The organism is Pseudomonas sp. KB_12, assembly GCF_052114545.1.
GTDB lineage: Bacteria > Pseudomonadota > Gammaproteobacteria > Pseudomonadales > Pseudomonadaceae > Aquipseudomonas > Aquipseudomonas brassicacearum.
This window is the reverse complement of record NZ_JBFREY010000004.1, coordinates 117,920-137,961: the sequence shown is the minus strand read 5'-3', so window position 1 is coordinate 137,961 and position 20,042 is coordinate 117,920. Positions and strand designations below refer to the sequence as shown.

General features: G+C 60.1%; 20 protein-coding genes. 12 read left to right on the top strand and 8 right to left on the bottom strand.

The window, feature by feature from the left end:
* Positions 1-36 precede the first annotated feature (36 nt).
* Positions 37-1,986, top strand: a complete 1,950-nt coding sequence (locus AB4Z20_RS03740) for an LTA synthase family protein (protein ID WP_320389353.1) — start codon at positions 37-39, stop codon at positions 1,984-1,986.
* Positions 1,987-2,039: 53 nt separating this feature from the next.
* A complete protein-coding gene (locus AB4Z20_RS03735; protein ID WP_320389354.1) occupies positions 2,040-2,783 on the top strand; it encodes a phosphatase PAP2 family protein in 744 nt (247 codons plus the stop codon).
* A 211-nt stretch (positions 2,784-2,994) separates the two neighbouring features.
* Here AB4Z20_RS03735 and groL read toward each other — a convergent pair whose 3' ends face one another.
* From groL to AB4Z20_RS03715, 4 genes are all read right to left on the bottom strand, one after another.
* Positions 2,995-4,638 carry a chaperonin GroEL gene (gene groL, locus AB4Z20_RS03730; protein WP_014339862.1) on the bottom strand — a complete coding sequence of 548 codons (1,644 nt, stop codon included), beginning with the start codon at positions 4,636-4,638 and terminating at the stop codon, positions 2,995-2,997.
* A gap of 50 nt (positions 4,639-4,688) precedes the next feature.
* Entirely contained in the window at positions 4,689-4,982 is a 294-nt protein-coding gene (locus AB4Z20_RS03725; protein ID WP_003204913.1) for a co-chaperone GroES, read from the bottom strand.
* A gap of 244 nt (positions 4,983-5,226) precedes the next feature.
* Positions 5,227-5,703 carry an FxsA family protein gene (locus AB4Z20_RS03720; RefSeq protein ID WP_014339863.1) on the bottom strand — a complete coding sequence of 159 codons (477 nt, stop codon included), beginning with the start codon at positions 5,701-5,703 and terminating at the stop codon, positions 5,227-5,229.
* A 66-nt stretch (positions 5,704-5,769) separates the two neighbouring features.
* Entirely contained in the window at positions 5,770-6,501 is a 732-nt protein-coding gene (locus tag AB4Z20_RS03715) for a HugZ family pyridoxamine 5'-phosphate oxidase (protein WP_186650416.1), read from the bottom strand.
* 164 nt (positions 6,502-6,665) lie between these two features.
* On the opposite strand from AB4Z20_RS03715, the gene AB4Z20_RS03710 reads away from it, so the two are divergent.
* Positions 6,666-7,424 carry an SDR family oxidoreductase gene (locus tag AB4Z20_RS03710; protein ID WP_253477419.1) on the top strand — a complete coding sequence of 253 codons (759 nt, stop codon included), beginning with the start codon at positions 6,666-6,668 and terminating at the stop codon, positions 7,422-7,424.
* Between the two features lie 189 nt (positions 7,425-7,613).
* On the opposite strand, the gene apbC is transcribed toward AB4Z20_RS03710, so the two are convergent.
* Positions 7,614-8,708, bottom strand: a complete 1,095-nt coding sequence (gene apbC / locus AB4Z20_RS03705; protein ID WP_442089351.1) for an iron-sulfur cluster carrier protein ApbC — start codon at positions 8,706-8,708, stop codon at positions 7,614-7,616.
* Positions 8,709-9,040: 332 nt separating this feature from the next.
* Here apbC and metG point away from each other — a divergent pair, with 332 nt between their 5' ends.
* The 8 genes from metG to AB4Z20_RS03665 all read left to right on the top strand — a co-directional run bounded on the left by metG (position 9,041) and on the right by AB4Z20_RS03665 (position 15,843).
* Entirely contained in the window at positions 9,041-11,086 is a 2,046-nt protein-coding gene (metG, locus tag AB4Z20_RS03700) for a methionine--tRNA ligase (protein WP_442089350.1), read from the top strand.
* Positions 11,087-11,216: 130 nt separating this feature from the next.
* Entirely contained in the window at positions 11,217-11,789 is a 573-nt protein-coding gene (locus AB4Z20_RS03695) for an Rnf-Nqr domain containing protein (RefSeq protein ID WP_258689183.1), read from the top strand.
* On the top strand, positions 11,786-12,811 hold the full coding sequence (rsxB, locus tag AB4Z20_RS03690; RefSeq protein WP_258689184.1) for an electron transport complex subunit RsxB: 1,026 nt from the start codon (positions 11,786-11,788) through the stop codon (positions 12,809-12,811). The genes AB4Z20_RS03695 and rsxB overlap by 4 nt, the downstream gene beginning before the upstream one ends.
* Positions 12,798-13,784: an RnfABCDGE type electron transport complex subunit D gene (locus AB4Z20_RS03685; protein ID WP_258689186.1), complete on the top strand. Its 987-nt coding sequence runs from the start codon at positions 12,798-12,800 to the stop codon at positions 13,782-13,784. Before rsxB ends, AB4Z20_RS03685 begins: the two co-directional genes overlap by 14 nt.
* Positions 13,781-14,392, top strand: a complete 612-nt coding sequence (locus tag AB4Z20_RS03680) for an RnfABCDGE type electron transport complex subunit G (RefSeq protein WP_442089349.1) — start codon at positions 13,781-13,783, stop codon at positions 14,390-14,392. The genes AB4Z20_RS03685 and AB4Z20_RS03680 overlap by 4 nt, the downstream gene beginning before the upstream one ends.
* Entirely contained in the window at positions 14,385-14,918 is a 534-nt protein-coding gene (locus AB4Z20_RS03675) for an Rnf-Nqr domain containing protein (protein WP_442089348.1), read from the top strand. The genes AB4Z20_RS03680 and AB4Z20_RS03675 overlap by 8 nt, the downstream gene beginning before the upstream one ends.
* Positions 14,915-15,553, top strand: coding sequence for an endonuclease III (gene nth / locus AB4Z20_RS03670; protein WP_253477443.1), 639 nt, complete (start codon positions 14,915-14,917; stop codon positions 15,551-15,553). The genes AB4Z20_RS03675 and nth overlap by 4 nt, the downstream gene beginning before the upstream one ends.
* 107 nt (positions 15,554-15,660) lie before the next feature.
* Entirely contained in the window at positions 15,661-15,843 is a 183-nt protein-coding gene (locus AB4Z20_RS03665; protein ID WP_214509446.1) for a PA3496 family putative envelope integrity protein, read from the top strand.
* Positions 15,844-15,898: 55 nt separating this feature from the next.
* On the opposite strand, the gene AB4Z20_RS03660 is transcribed toward AB4Z20_RS03665, so the two are convergent.
* Positions 15,899-16,525, bottom strand: coding sequence for a response regulator transcription factor (locus AB4Z20_RS03660; protein ID WP_057452503.1), 627 nt, complete (start codon positions 16,523-16,525; stop codon positions 15,899-15,901).
* A 467-nt stretch (positions 16,526-16,992) separates the two neighbouring features.
* Here AB4Z20_RS03660 and AB4Z20_RS03655 point away from each other — a divergent pair, with 467 nt between their 5' ends.
* Entirely contained in the window at positions 16,993-17,475 is a 483-nt protein-coding gene (locus AB4Z20_RS03655; protein ID WP_253477499.1) for a hypothetical protein, read from the top strand.
* Between the two features lie 93 nt (positions 17,476-17,568).
* Here AB4Z20_RS03655 and AB4Z20_RS03650 read toward each other — a convergent pair whose 3' ends face one another.
* Both AB4Z20_RS03650 and AB4Z20_RS03645 read right to left on the bottom strand, forming a co-directional pair.
* Positions 17,569-18,786, bottom strand: coding sequence for an argininosuccinate synthase (locus tag AB4Z20_RS03650; protein WP_003204943.1), 1,218 nt, complete (start codon positions 18,784-18,786; stop codon positions 17,569-17,571).
* A gap of 128 nt (positions 18,787-18,914) precedes the next feature.
* Complete coding sequence (locus tag AB4Z20_RS03645; protein ID WP_253477502.1) at positions 18,915-19,892, bottom strand: flagellar protein MotY; 978 nt, start codon at positions 19,890-19,892, stop codon at positions 18,915-18,917.
* Positions 19,893-20,042: the final 150 nt, after the last annotated feature.

Genomic DNA, 20,042 nt, shown 5'->3' with positions numbered 1-20,042 from the left:
TCGCGCTATCGGATTGATATATAAGGAAAGTAGTAAATGGACTTTATCAAAGCGGCGCCCATGCGCTTTCTGCTGCTGGTCACCAGCGTCTGGCTGGCAGTGTTTATCCTGACCCGAACCGTTCTGCTGCTCACCCACTTGGATGAGGCCGGAGGCATCGCGTTTTCCGTGTTTGGCACCGGCCTGCTGTATGACCTGGGGTTCCTCGCCTATGCCATCCTGCCGATGGGGCTGTATCTGCTGCTTTGCCCTCCAGCCCTATGGCACCGTCGCGGTCACCGCTGGTTTCTTCGCGGGCTGCTGACGGTCAGCGTGTTCGTCATGCTGTTCACCTCGGTCGCCGAATGGCTGTTCTGGGACGAGTTCGGCGTACGTTTCAATTTCATCGCTGTCGACTACCTGGTCTATTCCGATGAAGTGCTGAACAACGTGCTGGAATCGTATCCAATCGGCACTCTGTTGACGACTCTTGCGGTACTGGCCGTGGGCTTGAGCCTGGCGTTGGGTAAACCGTTCAATGCCGCGTTGGCCGCCCCATTGCCGCCCTTGCGCGGACGCCTGCTCAATGCATTAGGCCTGTTGGCTGTCGCGGGCCTGAGCCTGCAATTGCTCAGCCAGGATGCACCACGTGCCCAGGGCGGCAATGCCTACCAGAACGAACTGGCAAGCAACGGCCCATATCAGTTTTTCGCGGCGTTTCGTAATAACGAACTGGACTACGGACAGTTCTACAGCAGCTTGCCCCCAGCGACCGTCGCCCAGCAGATACGTGCTGAACTGAGCGAGCCCAATGCACGCTTCGTCGGTGAGGACCCACAAGATATCCGCCGAATGATCGACAGCCCCGGCACCGCCCGTAAACCGAACATCGTGCTGGTGACCATCGAAAGCCTCAGCGCCAAATACCTGGGCAGCAACGGTGATCAACGCAACTTGACGCCCAATCTGGACGCCTTGCGCAAACAGAGCCTGTATTTCAATAACTTCTACGCCACAGGCACTCGCACCGATCGAGGCCTGGAAGCCATCACCCTGGCTATTCCGCCTACCCCGGGACGCTCGATCGTCAAGCGCATTGGCCGGGAAAGCGGCTTCGCCAGCCTTGGCCAGCAGTTGAACGCGGTCGGCTACGACAGCGTGTTTGTCTATGGCGGGCGCGGTTACTTCGATAACATGAACGCGTTTTTCAGCGGCAATGGCTATCGGGTCGTCGATCAAACCAGCGTCGATGAATCCGAGATCCACTTCAAGAATGCCTGGGGCATGGCCGATGAGGACCTGTACAAACAGACGTTGAAATTGGCCGATGCCAATCATGCCCAGCAACAGCCATTTTTATTGCAGTTGATGACCACCTCCAACCATCGCCCTTATACCTACCCGGATAACCGGATCGACATCAAGTCCGGCAATGGCCGTGATGGCGCGGTAAAGTACACCGACTATGCCATCGGTCAGTTCCTGGAGCAGGCGCGGCAAAAACCGTGGTTCGATAACACGATCTTCGTCTTCGTCGCCGACCACACCGCCGGCAGCGCTGGCAAGGAAGACCTGCCGATCAGCAATTATCAGATCCCGTTGTTCATCTACGCGCCGAAGCTGATCGAACCGCGAGAAGACGGCCAACTCGCCAGTCAGATTGACCTCGCACCCACCTTGCTCGGCTTGCTGAACATGGATTACGAGTCGACGTTCTTTGGTCGCGACCTGTTGCAGGACAACCCGTTGCCACCCCGCGTCGTCGTAGGCAATTACCAGCACCTGGGCCTGTTCGACGGCAAGGACCTGGCAATCCTCAGTCCACGCCAGGGCCTGCGACGGCATGACGATGCGCTGACCGAAAGTCGCGAATCCCGGGCGGACAGCGCAGACCCGCTGATCAGCCGCGCCATCACGTATTACCAAACCGCCAGTTATGGCTTCAAACAACAGCTGCTTGGCTGGAAAGCACCCAAGGAGGGTGCCGAGCAAGTCAGCGAACGTTAATCGAACTGCCCCAGGCTGATGCCCTGGGGCGTTTTCTTTGTTCAGGACCTGTCATGTCATCAAGCGTTCTACGCCCTGTCCCTCGCCCGCTGAATTTCTGGTTGTGCCTCGGAGCTCCAATCTTGATAGCGCTCCTTCTGGTACCGCTGGAGTGGACCGACCTGGATATGCAGCTGGCCAAACTGTTTTATGACCCTACCGCCGGCAACTTCATCGGGCGTCATAGTTACTTTCTGGAAAACATCCTTCATGACCGAGCGAAACAGGTGGTTATCGCCTTTTCGGTGTTTGCCATCCTCGGGTTCATCGGTACGTTTTTCATCGCCCGCCTCAAACCATTCAAACGCGAACTGGGCTGCCTGGTGTTGTCCCTGGCACTGGCGACGTCCTTCGTCACGCCGATGAAAGCGGTGACGGCGGTGCAATGCCCCTGGAGCCTGAAGGAGTTCGGTGGCAAGGAAACCTACAGTGAGCTGCTAAGCCCGCGCCCGGCCACGGACAAACCCGGTCGATGCTGGCCCGGCGGTCACGCCGCTACCGGGTTCACGTTGTTTGCGCTGTTCTTCGTCCTGCGCGACCGCCGCCCACGCCTGGCCCGCCAGGCTCTGATATTCGCCTTCACGTTGGGAACGGTGTTCTCCCTGGGGCGAATGATGCAAGGGGCGCACTTCTTTTCCCACAATGTGTGGACAGCGGTGTTCTGTTGGCTGATCTGCCTGGGGTGTTACTACTACATCCTGTACCGACCGGCCGTCATGACTGATCGCGTAGCGCTGAGCCAGCCCGCCAACGCCTGAAAGCGTCTCGGACAAACCCTGTGGGAGCAAAGCTTGCTCGCGATCGCAATGGCAGCTTCAGCATCCTGGCAAGCTGACCCACCGCAATCGCGAGCAAGCTTTGCTCCCACAGAGGCAGCTGGGTCCAGCTCGATGCTGGGCAAACCCAAGGCAATAAAAAACCCCGCTTGCTTTCGCAGGCGGGGTTTTTCGCTACAGGGGTAAGGCTGGCTTACATCATGCCGCCCATGCCACCCATGCCGCCCATGTCTGGCATGCCGCCGCCAGCTGGAGCGTCTTCCTTGATTTCAGCGATCATCGCCTCGGTGGTGATCATCAGGCTGGCAATCGACGAAGCCGCTTGCAGAGCCGAACGAGTCACTTTGGCTGGGTCCAGGATACCCATTTCGATCATGTCGCCGTATTCGCCGGTAGCAGCGTTGTAACCGTAGTTACCCGAACCCTGCTTGACCTTGTCGACCACAACGCTTGGCTCGTCGCCGGAGTTGGCAACGATCTGGCGCAGCGGCGCTTCTACAGCGCGACGCAGCAACTGGATGCCCACGTTCTGGTCATCGTTGTCGCCTTTGAGTTCGCTGATGGCTTGCAGGGCACGAACCAGTGCCACGCCGCCGCCAGGTACCACGCCTTCTTCAACGGCTGCGCGGGTAGCGTGCAGGGCGTCTTCAACGCGGGCTTTCTTCTCTTTCATTTCAACTTCGGAACCAGCGCCAACCTTGATCACTGCAACGCCGCCGGACAGCTTGGCCAGACGCTCTTGCAGTTTTTCACGGTCGTAGTCGGACGAAGTGTCGGCCACTTGCTGACGGATCTGCAGAACGCGAGCCTGGATGTCAGTCTCAACGCCGGCACCGTCGATCACGGTGGTGTTTTCCTTGGACAGGATCACGCGCTTGGCGTTACCCAGGTGCTCCAGGGTGGTGCTTTCCAGGCTCAGGCCAATCTCTTCGGAGATAACGGTACCGCCGGTCAGTACGGCGATGTCCTGCAGCATGGCCTTGCGACGGTCGCCGAAGCCTGGAGCCTTGACGGCTGCGACTTTAACGATACCGCGCATGTTGTTCACGACCAGGGTCGCCAGGGCTTCGCCTTCAACGTCTTCAGCCACGATCAGCAGTGGGCGGCCGGCTTTGGCAACGGCTTCCAGCACTGGCAGCATTTCGCGGATGTTGGAGATCTTCTTGTCGACCAGCAGGATCAGCGGACCGTCCAGCTCGGCAGTCATGGTCTCTGGCTTGTTGACGAAGTAAGGGGACAGGTAGCCACGGTCGAACTGCATGCCTTCTACAACCGACAGTTCGTTTTCCAGGCCCGAGCCTTCTTCAACAGTGATCACGCCTTCTTTACCGACTTTTTCCATGGCTTCGGCAATGATGTCGCCGATGGAGTTGTCGGAGTTGGCGGAGATGGTGCCGACCTGAGCGATTGCCTTGGTGTCAGCGCATGGCTTGGACAGGGCCTTGAGCTCTTTGACAATGGCGATGGTCGCCTTGTCGATGCCGCGCTTGAGGTCCATCGGGTTCATGCCGGCAGCGACGGCTTTGAGGCCTTCGTTGACGATCGATTGAGCCAGGACGGTAGCGGTGGTGGTGCCGTCGCCGGCGTCATCGTTGGCACGGGAGGCAACGTCTTTGACCAGTTGCGCGCCCATGTTTTCGAAGCGGTCTTTCAGCTCGATTTCTTTGGCTACGGAAACGCCGTCCTTGGTGATGGTCGGAGCGCCGAAGCTCTTCTCGATGATCACGTTACGGCCTTTCGGGCCCAGGGTCGCTTTTACTGCATCAGCCAGGACGTTGACACCGGCGAGCATTTTCTTACGGGCGGAATCGCCGAATTTAACTTCTTTAGCAGCCATGATCGATATTCCTTAAATACTTTGTAGTAACGGGAAAATGGGCGGGGGAATCAGCCTTCGAGAACAGCGAGGATTTCGTTCTCGCTCATTACCAGCAGGTCTTCGCCGTCGACTTTCACTGTGTTGCTGCCGGAGTAAGGGCCGAACACAACCTTGTCACCCACTTTCACGGCCAGCGCACGTACTTCACCGTTTTCCAGTGCCTTGCCTGGGCCTACAGCGAGAACTTCACCGTGGTTGGCTTTTTCAGCAGCCGAACCTGGCAGGACGATACCGCCAGCGGTTTTCTTCTCTTCTTCGCTGCGACGGATGACGACGCGGTCATGCAGAGGACGAAGCTTCATTGTCGATCTCTCCTAATTTTTGGTTTTCATCGGCCGGTGTAGTCCCGGCGGGTTTAACAAAGCCGGCGGAGCCGGGTGCGGTTCGTCAGTCGAACCGCGGAAGTCTGTCCGGTGTCACCACCGGAAACCTTGCGGTGACCGTTACATAAGGGCGCACAAGTGGATTACAAGGGCGGGGACAGAAAATTTTTTACTCCGTGCCACCAAAACGAGCACGGCGCCCGAAGGCGCCGTGCTGATAGTTTTACTTGGAATCGCGGTGTTCGAATTCGCCTTCGATCACGTTGGGCTCGCGGCCCACAGGCTCGCGCGGAGCCGGGCCGCCGCGGGGTTGGAGGTCATCGGCGAAGGCGCGTTGACGCATCGCCTGCTCTTCGGCGCGCTGGCGCATTTTATTGGCCAGCAGCCTACGGGTGAACGGCAACAGCATGACCAGGCCCAGCACGTCGCTGATAAAGCCTGGCAGGATCAACAGGCCGCCACCCAGTGCCAGCATCAGGCCTTCGAGCATGGTCTGGGCGGGCAGCTCGCCGCGGTTCAGGCTTTCACGGGCCCGCAATGCCGTGGCAAGGCCGGCGATACGCAGCACGAACACGCCGAGCATCGAGCCGAGAATGACCAGCAGCAGGGCCGGGAAAAACCCGATCGCACCGCTGACCTTGACGAATACGAACAGCTCCAACACCGGGAACAGCAGAAAGAGCAACAAAAAAGGGCGCATCAAATGGTTCCTCAACGCAAGAATGCCTTGCTATGAAACCCTAAATGACGTCGCCCTTTCGTGAATTCAAGCGTCGACTTCCGCATTTTTTGGCCATTGCTCGGCGTGAGCCAGATAAACCAAGGCCTCGCGCACTTGTGTCGGGGTGTTGCAAGGCGTCGGAAACGCCAGCCAGTGCAGGCCCTGGCCAATGCGCAAGTGCATGCCCTCGCTATCTATGCCCGCCAGTTGTGCCGGTTCGCTTTTCGGCAGGCCGGTCAATTCCACGTAATGGGCGATGGCCTTGGCGTGATCGGCATTCATGTGCTCGACCATGCTGGCTTCGGCTTTGCCGGCGAAGGGATTGGCCAGGGTGAGCTGGTCGATCCAGTGGATGGCGCCAAAGCCGCCGATGTAGCGATGGCGCACCGGCTCGAGCACCCAGAAATCGAAATCATGGGCCTTGTGGTAGTTCTGCGAGTCAGGGAAATAGCGGTAGTAACGCTCAGCGGCGGCCTCGATGGCGCCACTGTCTTCGAGTTTGCGGGCCTCGGCCAGGTAGGTCAGGCGCCCCACGGCCTGCACATCCTCGGCGCCCCGCTCGCCCACCAGCATCGAACACTTGGGGTCTTTCTGCAGATTGTGAGTGTGCTGGGCGATACGGCTGATCAGGATCAGTGGTCGGCCTTGTTCGTCCAGGCAATAGGGCACCACGGAGCCGAACGGAAAGCCGGGCATGGATTTGGAATGAGTGGCGAGCACTCCACGGTATTCCTTGAGCAGCAGTTCCCGGGCATGCTTGGCAGCTTCAACGCTCAACTTATGACTCCTTTAATGAAATCCGTCTAGAAAACGGTCAGGCGACTGGAGTAATGTTCCGATACACCGATAGGACAGTTCTCGTGTGCAACCGGGCTACACCGTCGCCAATCGAGAGACGTCCCAAAAGGTCCCCTCCATCGCTGCGCCACCTGGACATGAGCATGCAACTCACTGACAAAGTAATCATTATCACCGGCGGTTGCCAGGGCCTGGGCCGCTCCATGGCCGAGTATCTCGCGGGCAAAGGCGCAAAGCTCGCCCTGGTGGACCTCAACCAGGAAAAACTCGACCAGGTAGTTGCCGCGTGTGTAGCCAAGGGCGTCGAGGCCCGGGCGTATCTGTGCAACGTTGCCAATGAGGAGCAGGTCAGCGACATGGTCGCCCGGGTCGCCGAGGACTTCGGCGCGATCCACGGCCTGATCAACAACGCCGGGATCCTGCGTGACGGCCTGCTGCTCAAGGTCAAGGACGGCGAAATGACCAAGATGAGCCTGGCCCAGTGGCAGGCCGTGATCGACGTCAACCTCACCGGTGTATTCCTGTGCACCCGTGAAGTGGCGGCGAAAATGGTCGAGCTGAAGAACAGCGGCGCCATCATCAATATCTCGTCGATCTCCCGCGCCGGCAACGTGGGCCAGACCAACTACTCGGCCGCCAAGGCCGGTGTGGCCGCCGCCACTGTGACCTGGGCCAAGGAACTGGCGCGCTACGGCATCCGTGTCGCCGGCATCGCACCGGGCTTCATCGAAACCGAGATGACCCTGGGCATGAAGCCCGAGGCCCTGGAAAAAATGACCTCGGGGATCCCGCTCAAGCGCATGGGCAAGCCTGAGGAGATTGCGCATTCGGCGGCATATATCTTCGAGAACGACTATTACACCGGTCGGATCCTGGAGATGGATGGCGGGTTGCGGATCTAAACCCACCGCCTAACAAAATGTGGGAGCAAGCCTTTGGAGGGCAAAGCCTGTGGGAGCATAGCTTGCTCGCGATAGCGGTTTTAAAGCCAACAGAGATGTTGGGTGTGATGCCGTCATCGCGAGCAAGCTATGCTCCCACAGGTTTTGCTCCTACAGGCTTGCTCCCCACATGGATTGCAGTTCAGCCGATCAATCGTCGCTGACGGTGATGTTCGGCATCGCCGGTGACGCAGCCTCTTGCAACACGATCCGCGCGCCCACGTGGCGGGCCAGTTCCTGATAGACCATGGCGATCTGGCTGTCCGGTTCGGCGATGACCGTCGGCTTGCCGCCGTCGGCCTGTTCGCGGATCAGCATCGACAGCGGCAGCGAAGCCAGCAATTCGACGCCGTACTGGGTCGCCAGTTTTTCCCCGCCACCTTCGCCGAACAGGTGCTCGGCATGCCCGCAGTTCGAGCAGATGTGCACGGCCATGTTTTCCACCACGCCCAGCACCGGGATGTTGACCTTGCGGAACATTTCCACACCCTTGCGCGCGTCCAGCAAGGCCAGGTCTTGAGGTGTGGTGACGATCACCGCACCGGCCACCGGGACTTTCTGCGCCAGGGTCAGCTGGATATCGCCGGTGCCCGGTGGCATGTCGATCACCAGGTAATCCAGGTCGCCCCAGGCGGTTTGCGTAACCAGTTGCAACAGGGCACCGGAAACCATCGGCCCGCGCCAGACCATCGGTGTGTTGTCATCGGTCAGGAAGGCCATGGACATGACTTCCACGCCATGGGACTGGATCGGCACGAACCACTTCTGGTCCTTGACCTGCGGTCGGGTGCCCTCGGCAACACCGAACATGATGCCCTGGCTCGGGCCGTAGATGTCTGCATCGAGAATCCCGACCTTCGCCCCTTCACGGGCCAGGGCCAGGGCCAGGTTGGCCGCAGTGGTGGACTTGCCCACGCCGCCCTTGCCCGAGGCCACGGCGATCACGTTCTTGACGTTCGCCAGCCCCGGCACCTGCGCCTGGGCCTTGTGGGCGGCGATCACACTGGTGATGTCGACTTTGGCGGCGCTCACCCCGTCCAGGGCCTCGATCGCCATTTGCAGCATCTGCGCCCAACCGCTCTTGAACAGGTCGGCGGCGTAGCCGATTTCCAGCCGGACACTGACGTGATCGCCCTGGATGTCGATGGCGCGCACGCATCCGGCGCTGACCGGGTCCTGGTTCAGATAAGGGTCGGTGTACTGGCGAAGGACGGCTTCCACCGCTGCGCGATTGACGGCGCTCATGGGCAACTCCGATAGCAAGACTTGAAAACAGGCCGCTATCCTACGCCGCGCATGCTTTTGTGGCGACCCGATTAAGGGCGACGAACGCTCTTGTGGCGAGGGAGCTTGCTCCCGCTGTGTGGGAGCAAGGCTTGCCCGCGATGCAGGCGATGCGGTCTTTCAGAAATCGAGGCGCCTGTTTCGCGAGCAAGCTTTGCTCCCACAATCCCCTCGCCACAGGTTGTGCCTACGCTGTTACCAGACGATGCATCCCGAAACAGCCCCGAAGGGTGAAAAAAAGCCGCCAGCGCTTTATAGTGGCCGACCTCCGTTTCATCAAGTAGCCGAGCCCCATGTCCGAGCCACGCAAGATCCTCGTCACCAGCGCCCTGCCCTATGCCAATGGTTCGATTCACCTCGGCCATATGCTGGAGTACATCCAGACCGATATGTGGGTGCGCTTCCAGAAGCATCGCGGCAACCAATGCATCTATGTCTGCGCCGACGACGCCCACGGTTCGGCCATCATGCTGCGCGCAGAAAAGGAAGGCATCACCCCGGAACAACTGATCGCCAACGTCCAGGCTGAACACAGCGCCGACTTTGCCGAGTTCCTGGTGGACTTCGACAACTTCCACTCCACTCACGCCGAAGAAAACCGTGAGCTGTCGAGCCAGATCTACCTGAAACTGCGTGACGCCGGGCACATCGCCACCCGTTCGATCACCCAGTATTTCGACCCGGAAAAGAAAATGTTCCTGGCCGACCGCTTCATCAAGGGCACCTGCCCGAAATGCGGCACTGAAGACCAGTACGGCGATAACTGCGAAAAATGCGGCGCCACCTACGCACCGACCGACCTGAAAGACCCGAAATCGGCGATTTCCGGCGCGACGCCGGTGCTCAAGGACTCCCAGCATTTCTTCTTCAAGCTGCCGGACTTCCAGCAGATGCTGCAAGCCTGGACCCGCAGCGGCACCCTGCAGGACGCCGTCGCCAACAAGATCGCCGAATGGCTCGATGCCGGCCTGCAGCAGTGGGACATTTCCCGCGATGCGCCGTACTTCGGCTTCGAGATCCCCGACGAGCCCGGCAAGTATTTCTACGTGTGGCTGGACGCACCGATCGGCTACATGGCGAGTTTCAAGAACCTCTGCGACCGTACGCCGGAGCTGGACTTCGACGCGTTCTGGGGCAAGGACTCCACCGCCGAGCTGTATCACTTCATCGGCAAGGACATCGTCAACTTCCACGCACTGTTCTGGCCGGCAATGCTTGAAGGTGCCGGTTTCCGCAAGCCGACCGGCATCAATGTCCACGGCTACCTGACCGTCAACGGCCAGAAAATGTCCAAGTCCCGCGGCACCTTCATCAAGGCCCGGACCTACCTGGACCACCTGTCCCCGGAATACCTGCGCTACTACTACGCGGCCAAGCTCGGCCGCGGCGTCGACGACCTGGACCTGAACCTCGAAGACTTCGTGCAGAAGGTCAACTCCGACCTGGTGGGCAAGGTCGTCAACATTGCCAGCCGTTGCGCCGGGTTCATCCACAAGGGCAACGCCGGGGTCCTGGTCGCCGGCAATGCCGCGCCGGAACTGACCGACGCCTTCCTGGCGGCCGCGCCAAGCATCGCCGAAGCCTACGAGTCCCGCGACTTCGCCCGTGCCATGCGCGAAATCATGGCCCTGGCTGACCGCGCCAATGCCTGGATCGCCGACAAGGCCCCGTGGTCGCTGGCCAAGCAGGAAGGCAAGCAGGACGAAGTCCAGGCGATCTGCGCCCTGGGCATCAACCTGTTCCGCCAACTGGTGATTTTCCTCAAGCCGGTGCTGCCGCTGCTGGCCGCCGATGCCGAGGCGTTCCTCAACGTCGCGCCATTGACCTGGAACGATCACCAGACGCTGCTGAGCAACCATCAGTTGAACGCGTTCAAGCCGTTGATGACCCGTATCGACGCGACCAAGGTGCAAGCCATGACCGACGCCTCCAAGGAAGACCTGGCCGCCAGCCAGACCGACACCGGTGCGCCTGCCGGGAACGGCGAACTGGCCAAGGACCCGCTGTCGCCGGAAATCGACTTCGACGCCTTTGCCGCCGTTGACCTGCGCGTGGCGCTGATCGTCAAGGCCGAGGCCGTCGAAGGCGCCGACAAGCTGCTACGCCTGACCCTGGACATCGGCGACGAGCAACGCAACGTGTTCTCCGGCATCAAGAGTGCCTACCCGGACCCGGCCAAGCTCGAAGGCCGGTTGACGATGATGATCGCCAACCTCAAGCCGCGCAAAATGCGCTTTGGTATCTCCGAAGGCATGGTGATGGCGGCAGGCCCCGGCGGCGAGGAAATCTACCTGTTGAGCCCTGACAGCGGCGCCAAGCCGGGCCAGCGGATCAAGTAACGCGACCGCTTGCTGCACCGATCCCACAGTCGCCTTGCAGGTGGCTGTGGGATTTTCATATCTGGCCCACGCCCCCGGCGTGCCGGATAATGCCTAATCTTGTAACAGGTCCTTTGTCGCCAACACACCCATGACCGAAATCGTCCTCACGCTGTTCAGCGCTGCTCTGATCAACAACCTGGTGTTGCACTGGCCGCTGGGCGTCGATCCGCTGCTGGCGGTCAACGGCAGGAAGCAGGTACACGCCCTGGGCCTGGCGACGGCATGCCTGATGCTGATCGTCGGCACCCTGGGCTACCTGATCGATCATGGGCTGCTGGCACCGACCAACCTGGTCTCGCTGCGCCTCTTGGCCTGGCTGTCCTTGAGCGTGTTGCTGATCGGCCCTTTGCTGCGCCTGCTGGCACGCTGGCGGCCGGCAATGCCGTTCGAGGGGTTGTGGCCGCTGTTGCTGGGTAATGCCGGCATACTTGGCGTCACACTGCTCAACGGCCAGGATGACCGAGGCCTGGGCCACGCCATCGCCCTGAGCCTGGGTGCCGGGCTGGGGTTCTGGCTGGTGCTGGGCCTGTTCGACGATCTGCGCCAGCGCACCTTCAATAACGATATTCCCCTGCCCTTTCGGGGCCTGCCGATTCAGTTGATCAGCGCCGGACTGATGGCGGTGGCCTTTCTCGGATTGCGTGGGCTGGTCAAAACATGAGCCTGATTCAACGTATCGACGCCCTGCTGCCGCAGACCCAATGCGGCAAGTGCGGCCATCCCGGGTGCAAACCCTACGCCGAAGGCATCGCCCAGGGCGAGCCGATCAACAAATGCCCGCCCGGGGGGCGCGAAACCATCGCCGCCCTGGCCGAGCTGATGAAAATACCGGTGTTGGAGCTGGACACCAGCCGCGGCGTGGCCCCGGCGCAAGTCGCCTTTATCCGTGAAGCCGAATGCATCGGTTGCACCAAGTGCATCCAGGCCTGTCCGGTGGACGCGATTGTCGGCGCCGCCAAGCTGATGCACACCGTCCTCATCGACGAATGCACAGGCTGCGATCTGTGCGTGGCGCCCTGCCCGGTCGATTGCATCGAAATGCGTCCCCTGCCGACCGCAAACGTGCTGCCGATCGTCGGCGGCCTGGCCTTCAGCGTCGAAGAACAGCAGGCGCGAACCGCCAAGCGCAATCATGCCCGGCGCCGCTTCGAACAACGCAATGCGCGCCTGCGCCGCGAAGAAGAGCAGCGCCAGGCCGAACGCCTGGCTCGAACCCAACGGGCGGCGCAGGCCCAGGCTCAAACCCAGGACCCGGCACTCGACCCCGTGCAAGCCGCACTGGAGCGCGTACGCGCGCAAAAAGCCGCCACTGCCGATGCCGCCTTGAAAAAAGCCAAGGTCGACCTGGCCATGAGCCGGGCGCAGTTGAATAAATCCTTGAAAGCGTTCGGCCACCCGCCAACCTTCGAGCAGCAGTCGCAACTGATCGTGCTGCAACGCCAGTTCGAAGCGGCCGAACAGGCGCTGAGCCAACTGGAAAACGCCGCGCCCGCACCCGCGGCCGCGCCAGCCCCTGCACCGACGCAAAACGCCGAGCTGAAGCGAGCCAAGATCCAACTGGCGATGCGCCGCGCCGAACTCAGCAAAGCCCGGGCAGCTACAGCATCGGATGAACAACTGCAGGCATTGGAACAAGCGGTGAAGGATGCCGAACGCCAGGTGGACGTCCATGCCGTCTCTTGAGCCCGTGGACGAACGGCTGCGCCAAGCAATGACGCGAGTGTTGCTGGCAACGCTGCCCGGCGTGCTGGCGTTGCTGTGGTTCCATGGCTGGGGCGTGGCGCTCAACCTGCTGTTGTCCGGCGTCACTGCGCTGGCAATCGAGGCGTTGGTGCTGCGCTTGCGACGCCAGCCACTCAGGCCCGACCTGAGCGATGGCAGCGCGCTGGTCAGCGCCACGCTGCTGGCCCTGGCCTTGCCGGCCTATTGCCCCTGGTGGCTGACCGTCACGGCGGCCGCCTGCGCCTTGCTGTTCGGCAAGCACCTGTGGGGCGGCGTCGGCAGCAACCCGTTCAACCCGGCAATGCTCGGGTACGCCCTGGTACTGGTGGCGTTTCCTTCCCAGATGAGTCACTGGCCGGCGCTCCATGGCATGGGCCTGTCTGAAGGCTTGCAGCAGGTATTCGGCGCTCATCCAGCGCCCGATGCCTGGGCCGGGGCGACCGCACTGGACAGCCTGCGAATCAACACGAGCCTGACCGTCGATGAACTGTTCGCCAACGATCCGGCGTTCGGGCGTTTCGGTGGCCGGGGTGTCGAATGGGTCAACCTGGCCTTCCTGGGGGGCGGTCTGTTTCTGCTGCAGCAACGGGTGTTCAGTTGGCATGCGCCGGTGGGCATGCTGCTGAGCCTGTCCGTCGTCAGCCTGCTGTGCTGGAACGGTTCGGGCTCCGACTCCCATGGCTCGCCGCTGTTTCATCTGTTCAGCGGCGCAACCATGCTCGGCGCGTTTTTTATCGCGACCGAACCGGTCTCGGGTGCCAAGGCTCCTCTCGCCCGCCTGCTGTTTGGCGCGGGCATGGGATTGCTGGTCTATCTGATACGCACCTGGGGTGGCTACCCCGACGGCGTGGCGTTCGCGGTGTTGCTGATGAACCTCGGCGTGCCGGCGCTGGAGCGGTTTGCCGAGGCGCGACAACGGCGGCCACTGACATGAACAATCCCGTCGGCGTGGCAATCCTGACCTTGTTGATCGGCCTGGGTATCGGTGCCACTTACCTCACGCACCTCGGCACCGCCGGGCGTATCGAGGCCCAGCAGCAAGCACTGGCGAACAGGGTCTTGCTCGAGGTGCTGCCCACCGACCACTATGATAACCAGCCGTTGGCGCACCCCGTTGTCACAACTTCGGTGCCCCTGGCCCATAGCACGCTGCTGGGTGGCTACCTGGCGACTCGCAGCGGCCAACCCAGCGCCGTGCTGCTGCGTAGCCAGGCGCTGGGCTATGAAGGCAGCATCGAATTGCTGGTCGCCATCGATCCACAGGGCCGGTTGCTGGGCGTCAAGACCCTGCGCCAATCCGAGACACCCGGATTGGGCGCGGCGATTGCCGGCTGGCCGAACGCCTGGTTGCAGACCTTCACGGGTAAATCACGCCAGGCACCTGATGACAGCGGCTGGGCCTTGAAAAAGGACCAGGGGCAGTTCGATCAACTGGCGGGCGCGACGGTGACGTCCCGGGCGGTCCTCCAGGCTGTTCACGATGCGCTGCGTTACTTCGACGAGCACAAGGCTCAGTTGACGGGGGTGGCGGCCAATGAATAAGCCATGGGGACTGACACACGGCCTGCTGCTCGTCCCCTTGGTCGGCGCGAGCGACTCGCTGGTTGGCGCGCTGGGGTTATGGCTGGCCTGGGCCCTGGTTCTTTTCAGCCATGGCTTGGCAATGGGGCTTGTCCGGCAACACCTGGCAGCCTGTCAACGGCAGCTCGCCTCCCTCGTGCTGGCCGCTACCCTGAGCACCTGCATTGGCCTTGTCGGCCAGGCCTGGGCACTGGAATTGTATCGACCGTTGAGCCTTTACGTTGGCTGGATCGCCCTGAGCTGCGTAGCGCTGGAGCATGAGGGCTTCTTCGTTGACTCTCGCTGGCCCGGACGCCTCAGGTTGGCCGGGCTGTTTGGCCTTTTGATGATCAGCCTGGGCGCCGTGCGTGGGCTGATCGGCAGCGGCCTGCCCCTGGCCTTGCTCGCCCCTGGCGGGTTCATTCTGCTCGGGCTGCTGTTGGCGGCCCGACAGGCCTGGAGGGCCGCCAAACCCCATTCATCCGCTGAGGAAATGCCGCGCCCATGAACGCCGCAAAACGCCTGGAAATATTTCGTCGCCTTCACGAGGACAACCCGGAACCGAAAACCGAACTGGCCTATTCCTCGCCGTTCGAGTTGCTGATCGCGGTCATTCTGTCAGCCCAGTCCACCGACGTCGGCGTCAACAAAGCCACGGCCAAACTGTTCCCGGTGGCCAAAACGCCAGAGGCGATCCATGCCCTGGGCGTCGAAGGGCTGTCCGAATACATCAAGACCATCGGGCTGTTCAACAGCAAGGCCAAAAACGTAATCGAGACCTGCCGCCTGCTGATCGAGCGCCACGACAGTGAAGTCCCGCAGACGCGCGAAGCGCTGGAAGCCCTTCCGGGCGTCGGCCGCAAAACCGCCAACGTCGTGCTCAATACCGCGTTTCGACAGTTGACCATGGCGGTCGACACCCACATTTTCCGCGTCAGCAACCGCACCGGGCTGGCCCCCGGCAAAAACGTGGTGGAGGTCGAGAAGAAATTGATGAAATTTGTTCCCAAGGAATTCCTGCTGGACTCCCATCACTGGCTCATCCTGCACGGCCGCTACGTTTGCCTGGCGCGCAAGCCTCGCTGTGGCAGCTGCCGAATCGAAGATTTATGCGAATACAAGCACAAGACCTCCGACGATTGAGGCGCTATTGCTTTTATCGATCCGTCGATTGAAAAAATCTTTTTTACCCGCCCGTGGTTTATCGATATAAGGAGCGCCAATGGCAGTCTTAGCCTGGAGTCGAACCCATGAGTGCTGGCAAAGAACAACTGGATGTAGAAGACGAATTCATCGCCACTGAGGCCGACGACGTCGAACCTGTGGTCGTGGAAGTGGCGAAAACCAACCTGAGCAAGCGCCGCACCATTGATAACCTGCTGGAAGAGCGTCGCCTGCAGAAACAACTGGCCGATTATGATTTTGACCTCTGACACGTAAAAGCCTCCCTGATGGAGGCTTTTTACTGAGTACGCGTGCCCCGAAAACTCACACCAAGCCATTGCGCTGCGCCAGTTCGATCAGGTCGACCAGCGAACGGGCATTGAGCTTCAATAACAGGCGCGTCTTGTAGGTACTGACGGTCTTGTTGCTCAAGAACATTCCATCGGCGATCTCCTTGTTGGTCTTTCCGCGCGCCAGTTGCTGCAAGACCATCATTTCCCGCCCCGATAATCGATCGACCATATCGGACTCACTGGCATTACCCAGACTCGACCGCACCGTATGCAATGCCTGGTTGGGAAAGTAACTGTAACCAGACAGTACTGCCTTGATTGCACTTAACAACTCGGTAAGATCCTGTTGCTTGCATACATACCCGGCCGCCCCTGTCTGCATGCAGCGCATCGAAAAATGTCCCGGCGCCTGGGAAGTCAGCACCAACACTTTCATGGGTGAAGGAATGGTCGTCAGGCGGGCAATGACTTCCAACCCGTCCAGCTTCGGAATACCAATATCGAGAATGACGATATCGGGCATAAGCTCGCGAGCAAACTGTAACGCATCGACGCCATTATCGGTTTCGGCAACGACTTCATAACCATGACGCTCCATCAGCAAACGTACAGCAAGACGAATGACGGGATGATCATCCACGATCAGCACTTTATTCATGGGCAAATCCAACTTCGCTGTTCGAATTTTTAGAGCACGCACAATAGCCTAGTCATTTCTACCTTGGCATGCTGCCCCCCCCTGAACGCTCGCACCGAGAGACAGAACCTACAAGCTATACAGAAAACTCCTACAAATCGCCGCAGAAAAAATGTGTCATGGATTTTTTTACTGAGAAGGAATGACCTTTCTTAACAATTCGGTAACCCTGTGAACAATGCGCTTTTCACCGCCCCACCCACCTATGGGCAGCCCATTGAAAAGTTATTCACTCATAGAAAGTAACTGAATTATTTACTGTTAAAACTGCCTTCCACTCACTTAAGGAAGGGAAATCCTATATAAAACATACTCAGGCGCCTGACATCCAACATGGGCAGCCATTGCGACCATGCCTATATTTATTCGGCATGGACAACCACTTTCCAACCCACTCACCGAGCACAAGTATTCCATGAGCATTAACCATGAACAAACCTTTGAAGACTATAACCAACCCCATGACCCTCATCGCCATATTCGCTACTTTATCCGAAACTTCCGCAGCGATTTCCCTGCCCTTTCTGGATGACCAGGATCGTGAATATTATCTGTGGTTCCTGATCAGCTTTCCTTTTTACCTATTGCTGCTTTTTTTCATAACGCTCAACTTCAATTACCGTTCCTTGTATTCACCTTCGGATTTTCGCAAGAACAAACACTTCATAAAGACCATGGATGATTCGCCCTGTCGACGCAAACGACAACTACGTCGGGCGGACGACGTCAAGGAACTGCTGGTGATACGTCTTCATCGACGCAGGCGCGAACCAGACACCCTTTGTATCGTATGCAGCCAATCGAAACGTCCGATCGAGACTTGTCGATCAAGACATTTGAAACACGCCGGCATCGTCGTGTACGTCATCTACAGCAACGCAGGCCTGGCAACGCACAGGCAGGATGAATGAGCGAGCGGGGGAAGCGCCGCAACAAAGGCCACACAAAAAAAAGGGCAAAAAAAACGGCCTGCTCATGGCAGGCCGTTTTTCATGTCACCAGGGTCAGAACAGCTTGCGACCCTTGTTCGCCGCGATGCGCATGCGCAGGGCGTTGAGCTTGATGAAGCCGGCCGCGTCAGCCTGGTTGTAGGCACCGCCGTCTTCTTCGAAGGTCGCGATGTTGGCATCGAACAACGACTCGTCGGACTTGCGCCCGGTGACGATCACGTTGCCCTTGTACAGCTTCAGGCGTACCACGCCATTCACGTGAGCCTGGGAGGCGTCGATCATCTGTTGCAGCATCAGGCGCTCTGGGCTCCACCAGTAGCCGGTGTAGATCAGGCTGGCGTACTTGGGCATCAACTCGTCTTTGAGGTGAGCCACTTCGCGGTCCAGGGTGATCGACTCGATCGCCCGGTGGGCGCGCAGCATGATGGTGCCGCCCGGGGTTTCGTAGCAGCCGCGGGACTTCATGCCCACATAGCGGTTTTCGACGATGTCCAGACGACCGATGCCGTGTTCGCCACCGATGCGGTTCAGGGTTGCCAGCACGGTGGCCGGGCTCATCTCAACGCCGTCCAGAGCGACGATATCGCCGTTGCGATAGGTCAGTTCCAGGTATTGCGGGGTATCGGGAGCCTTCTCCGGGGAGACGGTCCAGCGCCACATGTCTTCTTCGTGCTCGGTCCAGGTGTCTTCCAGCACGCCGCCTTCATAGGAGATGTGCAGCAGGTTGGCATCCATCGAGTACGGGGATTTTTTCTTGCCGTGGCGCTCGATCGGAATCGCGTGCTTCTCGGCGTAGTCCATCAGTTTTTCACGGGACAGCAAGTCCCATTCACGCCACGGGGCAATGACTTTCACGCCTGGCTTGAGGGCATAGGCACCCAGCTCGAAACGCACCTGGTCGTTGCCTTTGCCGGTGGCGCCATGGGAAATGGCATCGGCGCCGGTTTCGTTGGCGATTTCGATCAGGCGCTTGGCGATCAACGGACGGGCGATGGAGGTACCCAGCAGGTACTCGCCTTCGTAAACGGTGTTGGCGCGGAACATCGGGAACACGAAGTCGCGGACGAATTCTTCGCGCAGGTCATCGATGTAGATCTCTTTGACGCCCATGGCCTGGGCCTTGGCGCGTGCAGGCTCGACTTCTTCGCCCTGCCCCAGGTCAGCGGTGAAGGTCACCACTTCGCAGTTATAAGTGTCCTGCAGCCACTTGAGGATCACCGAAGTGTCCAGGCCGCCGGAATACGCCAGAACGACCTTGTTTACGTCCGCCATGCCATCACTCCACGGGTTGTACGGAAAGCCGGGAAGTCTAACGTCCAGCGCGGATAATTTACAGGGGCGCGACAGCTTATGACGACGAAGCGACAGATTATGTCGATTGCGCGACGGTCAAAATCGACTCAGGACGTCCGCGCCGTCGCCCCAGCGGGCGTCTTGGCCGGCGCTGCGGTTGGCGCCGGAGCCTTGGCGGGCGCCGCAGCGGGCGCGGGCTGCGCGGCGGGTGCCTGCGGTGCCGGCGCATCAGTCGGCGCCACGCGCTCCAGGCGCACGACTACGCGACGGTTCTTGGCTCGGTTGGCGGCGTTGGTGTTGGGCACCAGGGGATAACGCTCGCCGTGGAAGCGCAGGGTAATCTGCGACTCCTGGAAGCCATTGGCCTTGAAGAAGTCCTGGACCGCCAGGGCCCGGCGGCGTGACAGCTCACGGTTGGTCAGGCGGTTGCCGCTGTTGTCGGAGTGGCCGTCAAGCTCGACATGATTGACGCTTGGATCGGCCTTGATGAAGTCGAGCATCACCTGCAGCTGTGCCTTGGCATGGGCATCGAGCTCGACAGCTTCGCCGGGGAAGCCGATCTGTGTCTGCTTCACCTGCTCGAAATTCTTTGGCAACAGTTTTGCCACGCAGCCTTGATAGTCGTTGAAGGCCTTGCTGAAACGCACCGGCAGCAGGCGGACTTCCGAGACTCGCCCGTCCTCGGTGTTGCGGCGCACCACGGGGCTGCGACCTTCCATCAGCCCACTGATCAAACGGCCAGCCTGGACCTGGGAGCTGTTGAATAGTACGTCGCCGCTGCCGATGCTGACCGAGCCCAGGTTGATATCGCCCCGCCCCGGCTGCCATGGTGCGGCGGCCGCCAGCAAGGTTGCCGAACCGCCGCCAAGCATCGGGTTATAGGTCTTGAGGCGAAACGTCGCCTGTTCGCCCGCCCGGCGCACGAATTCGCCACTGCCAAAATCAGCGATCGGCTGGCTCAGCCGGCACTCGAACTTGTCACCTTCGACCGTCCACTCAATGCTCTCCAGACGGGTCTGGAAAGTGAGCGCCATGGCGGGAAGGCTGGCAAACACACTGAGCAAGGCTAGATAACGCTGGCGCACGGGAGGCTCCACTGACTTTTATACAAAGATCGACGCATGCCGAGGGCATGACGCCTGTCCGGCGCACTGCACGGATTCGTGGCACACCTGTAGGAGCTATCGGTAAGTTGTGCCAGAACTTGATAGCGGGTGCCTGAATCGGTCTTTTCC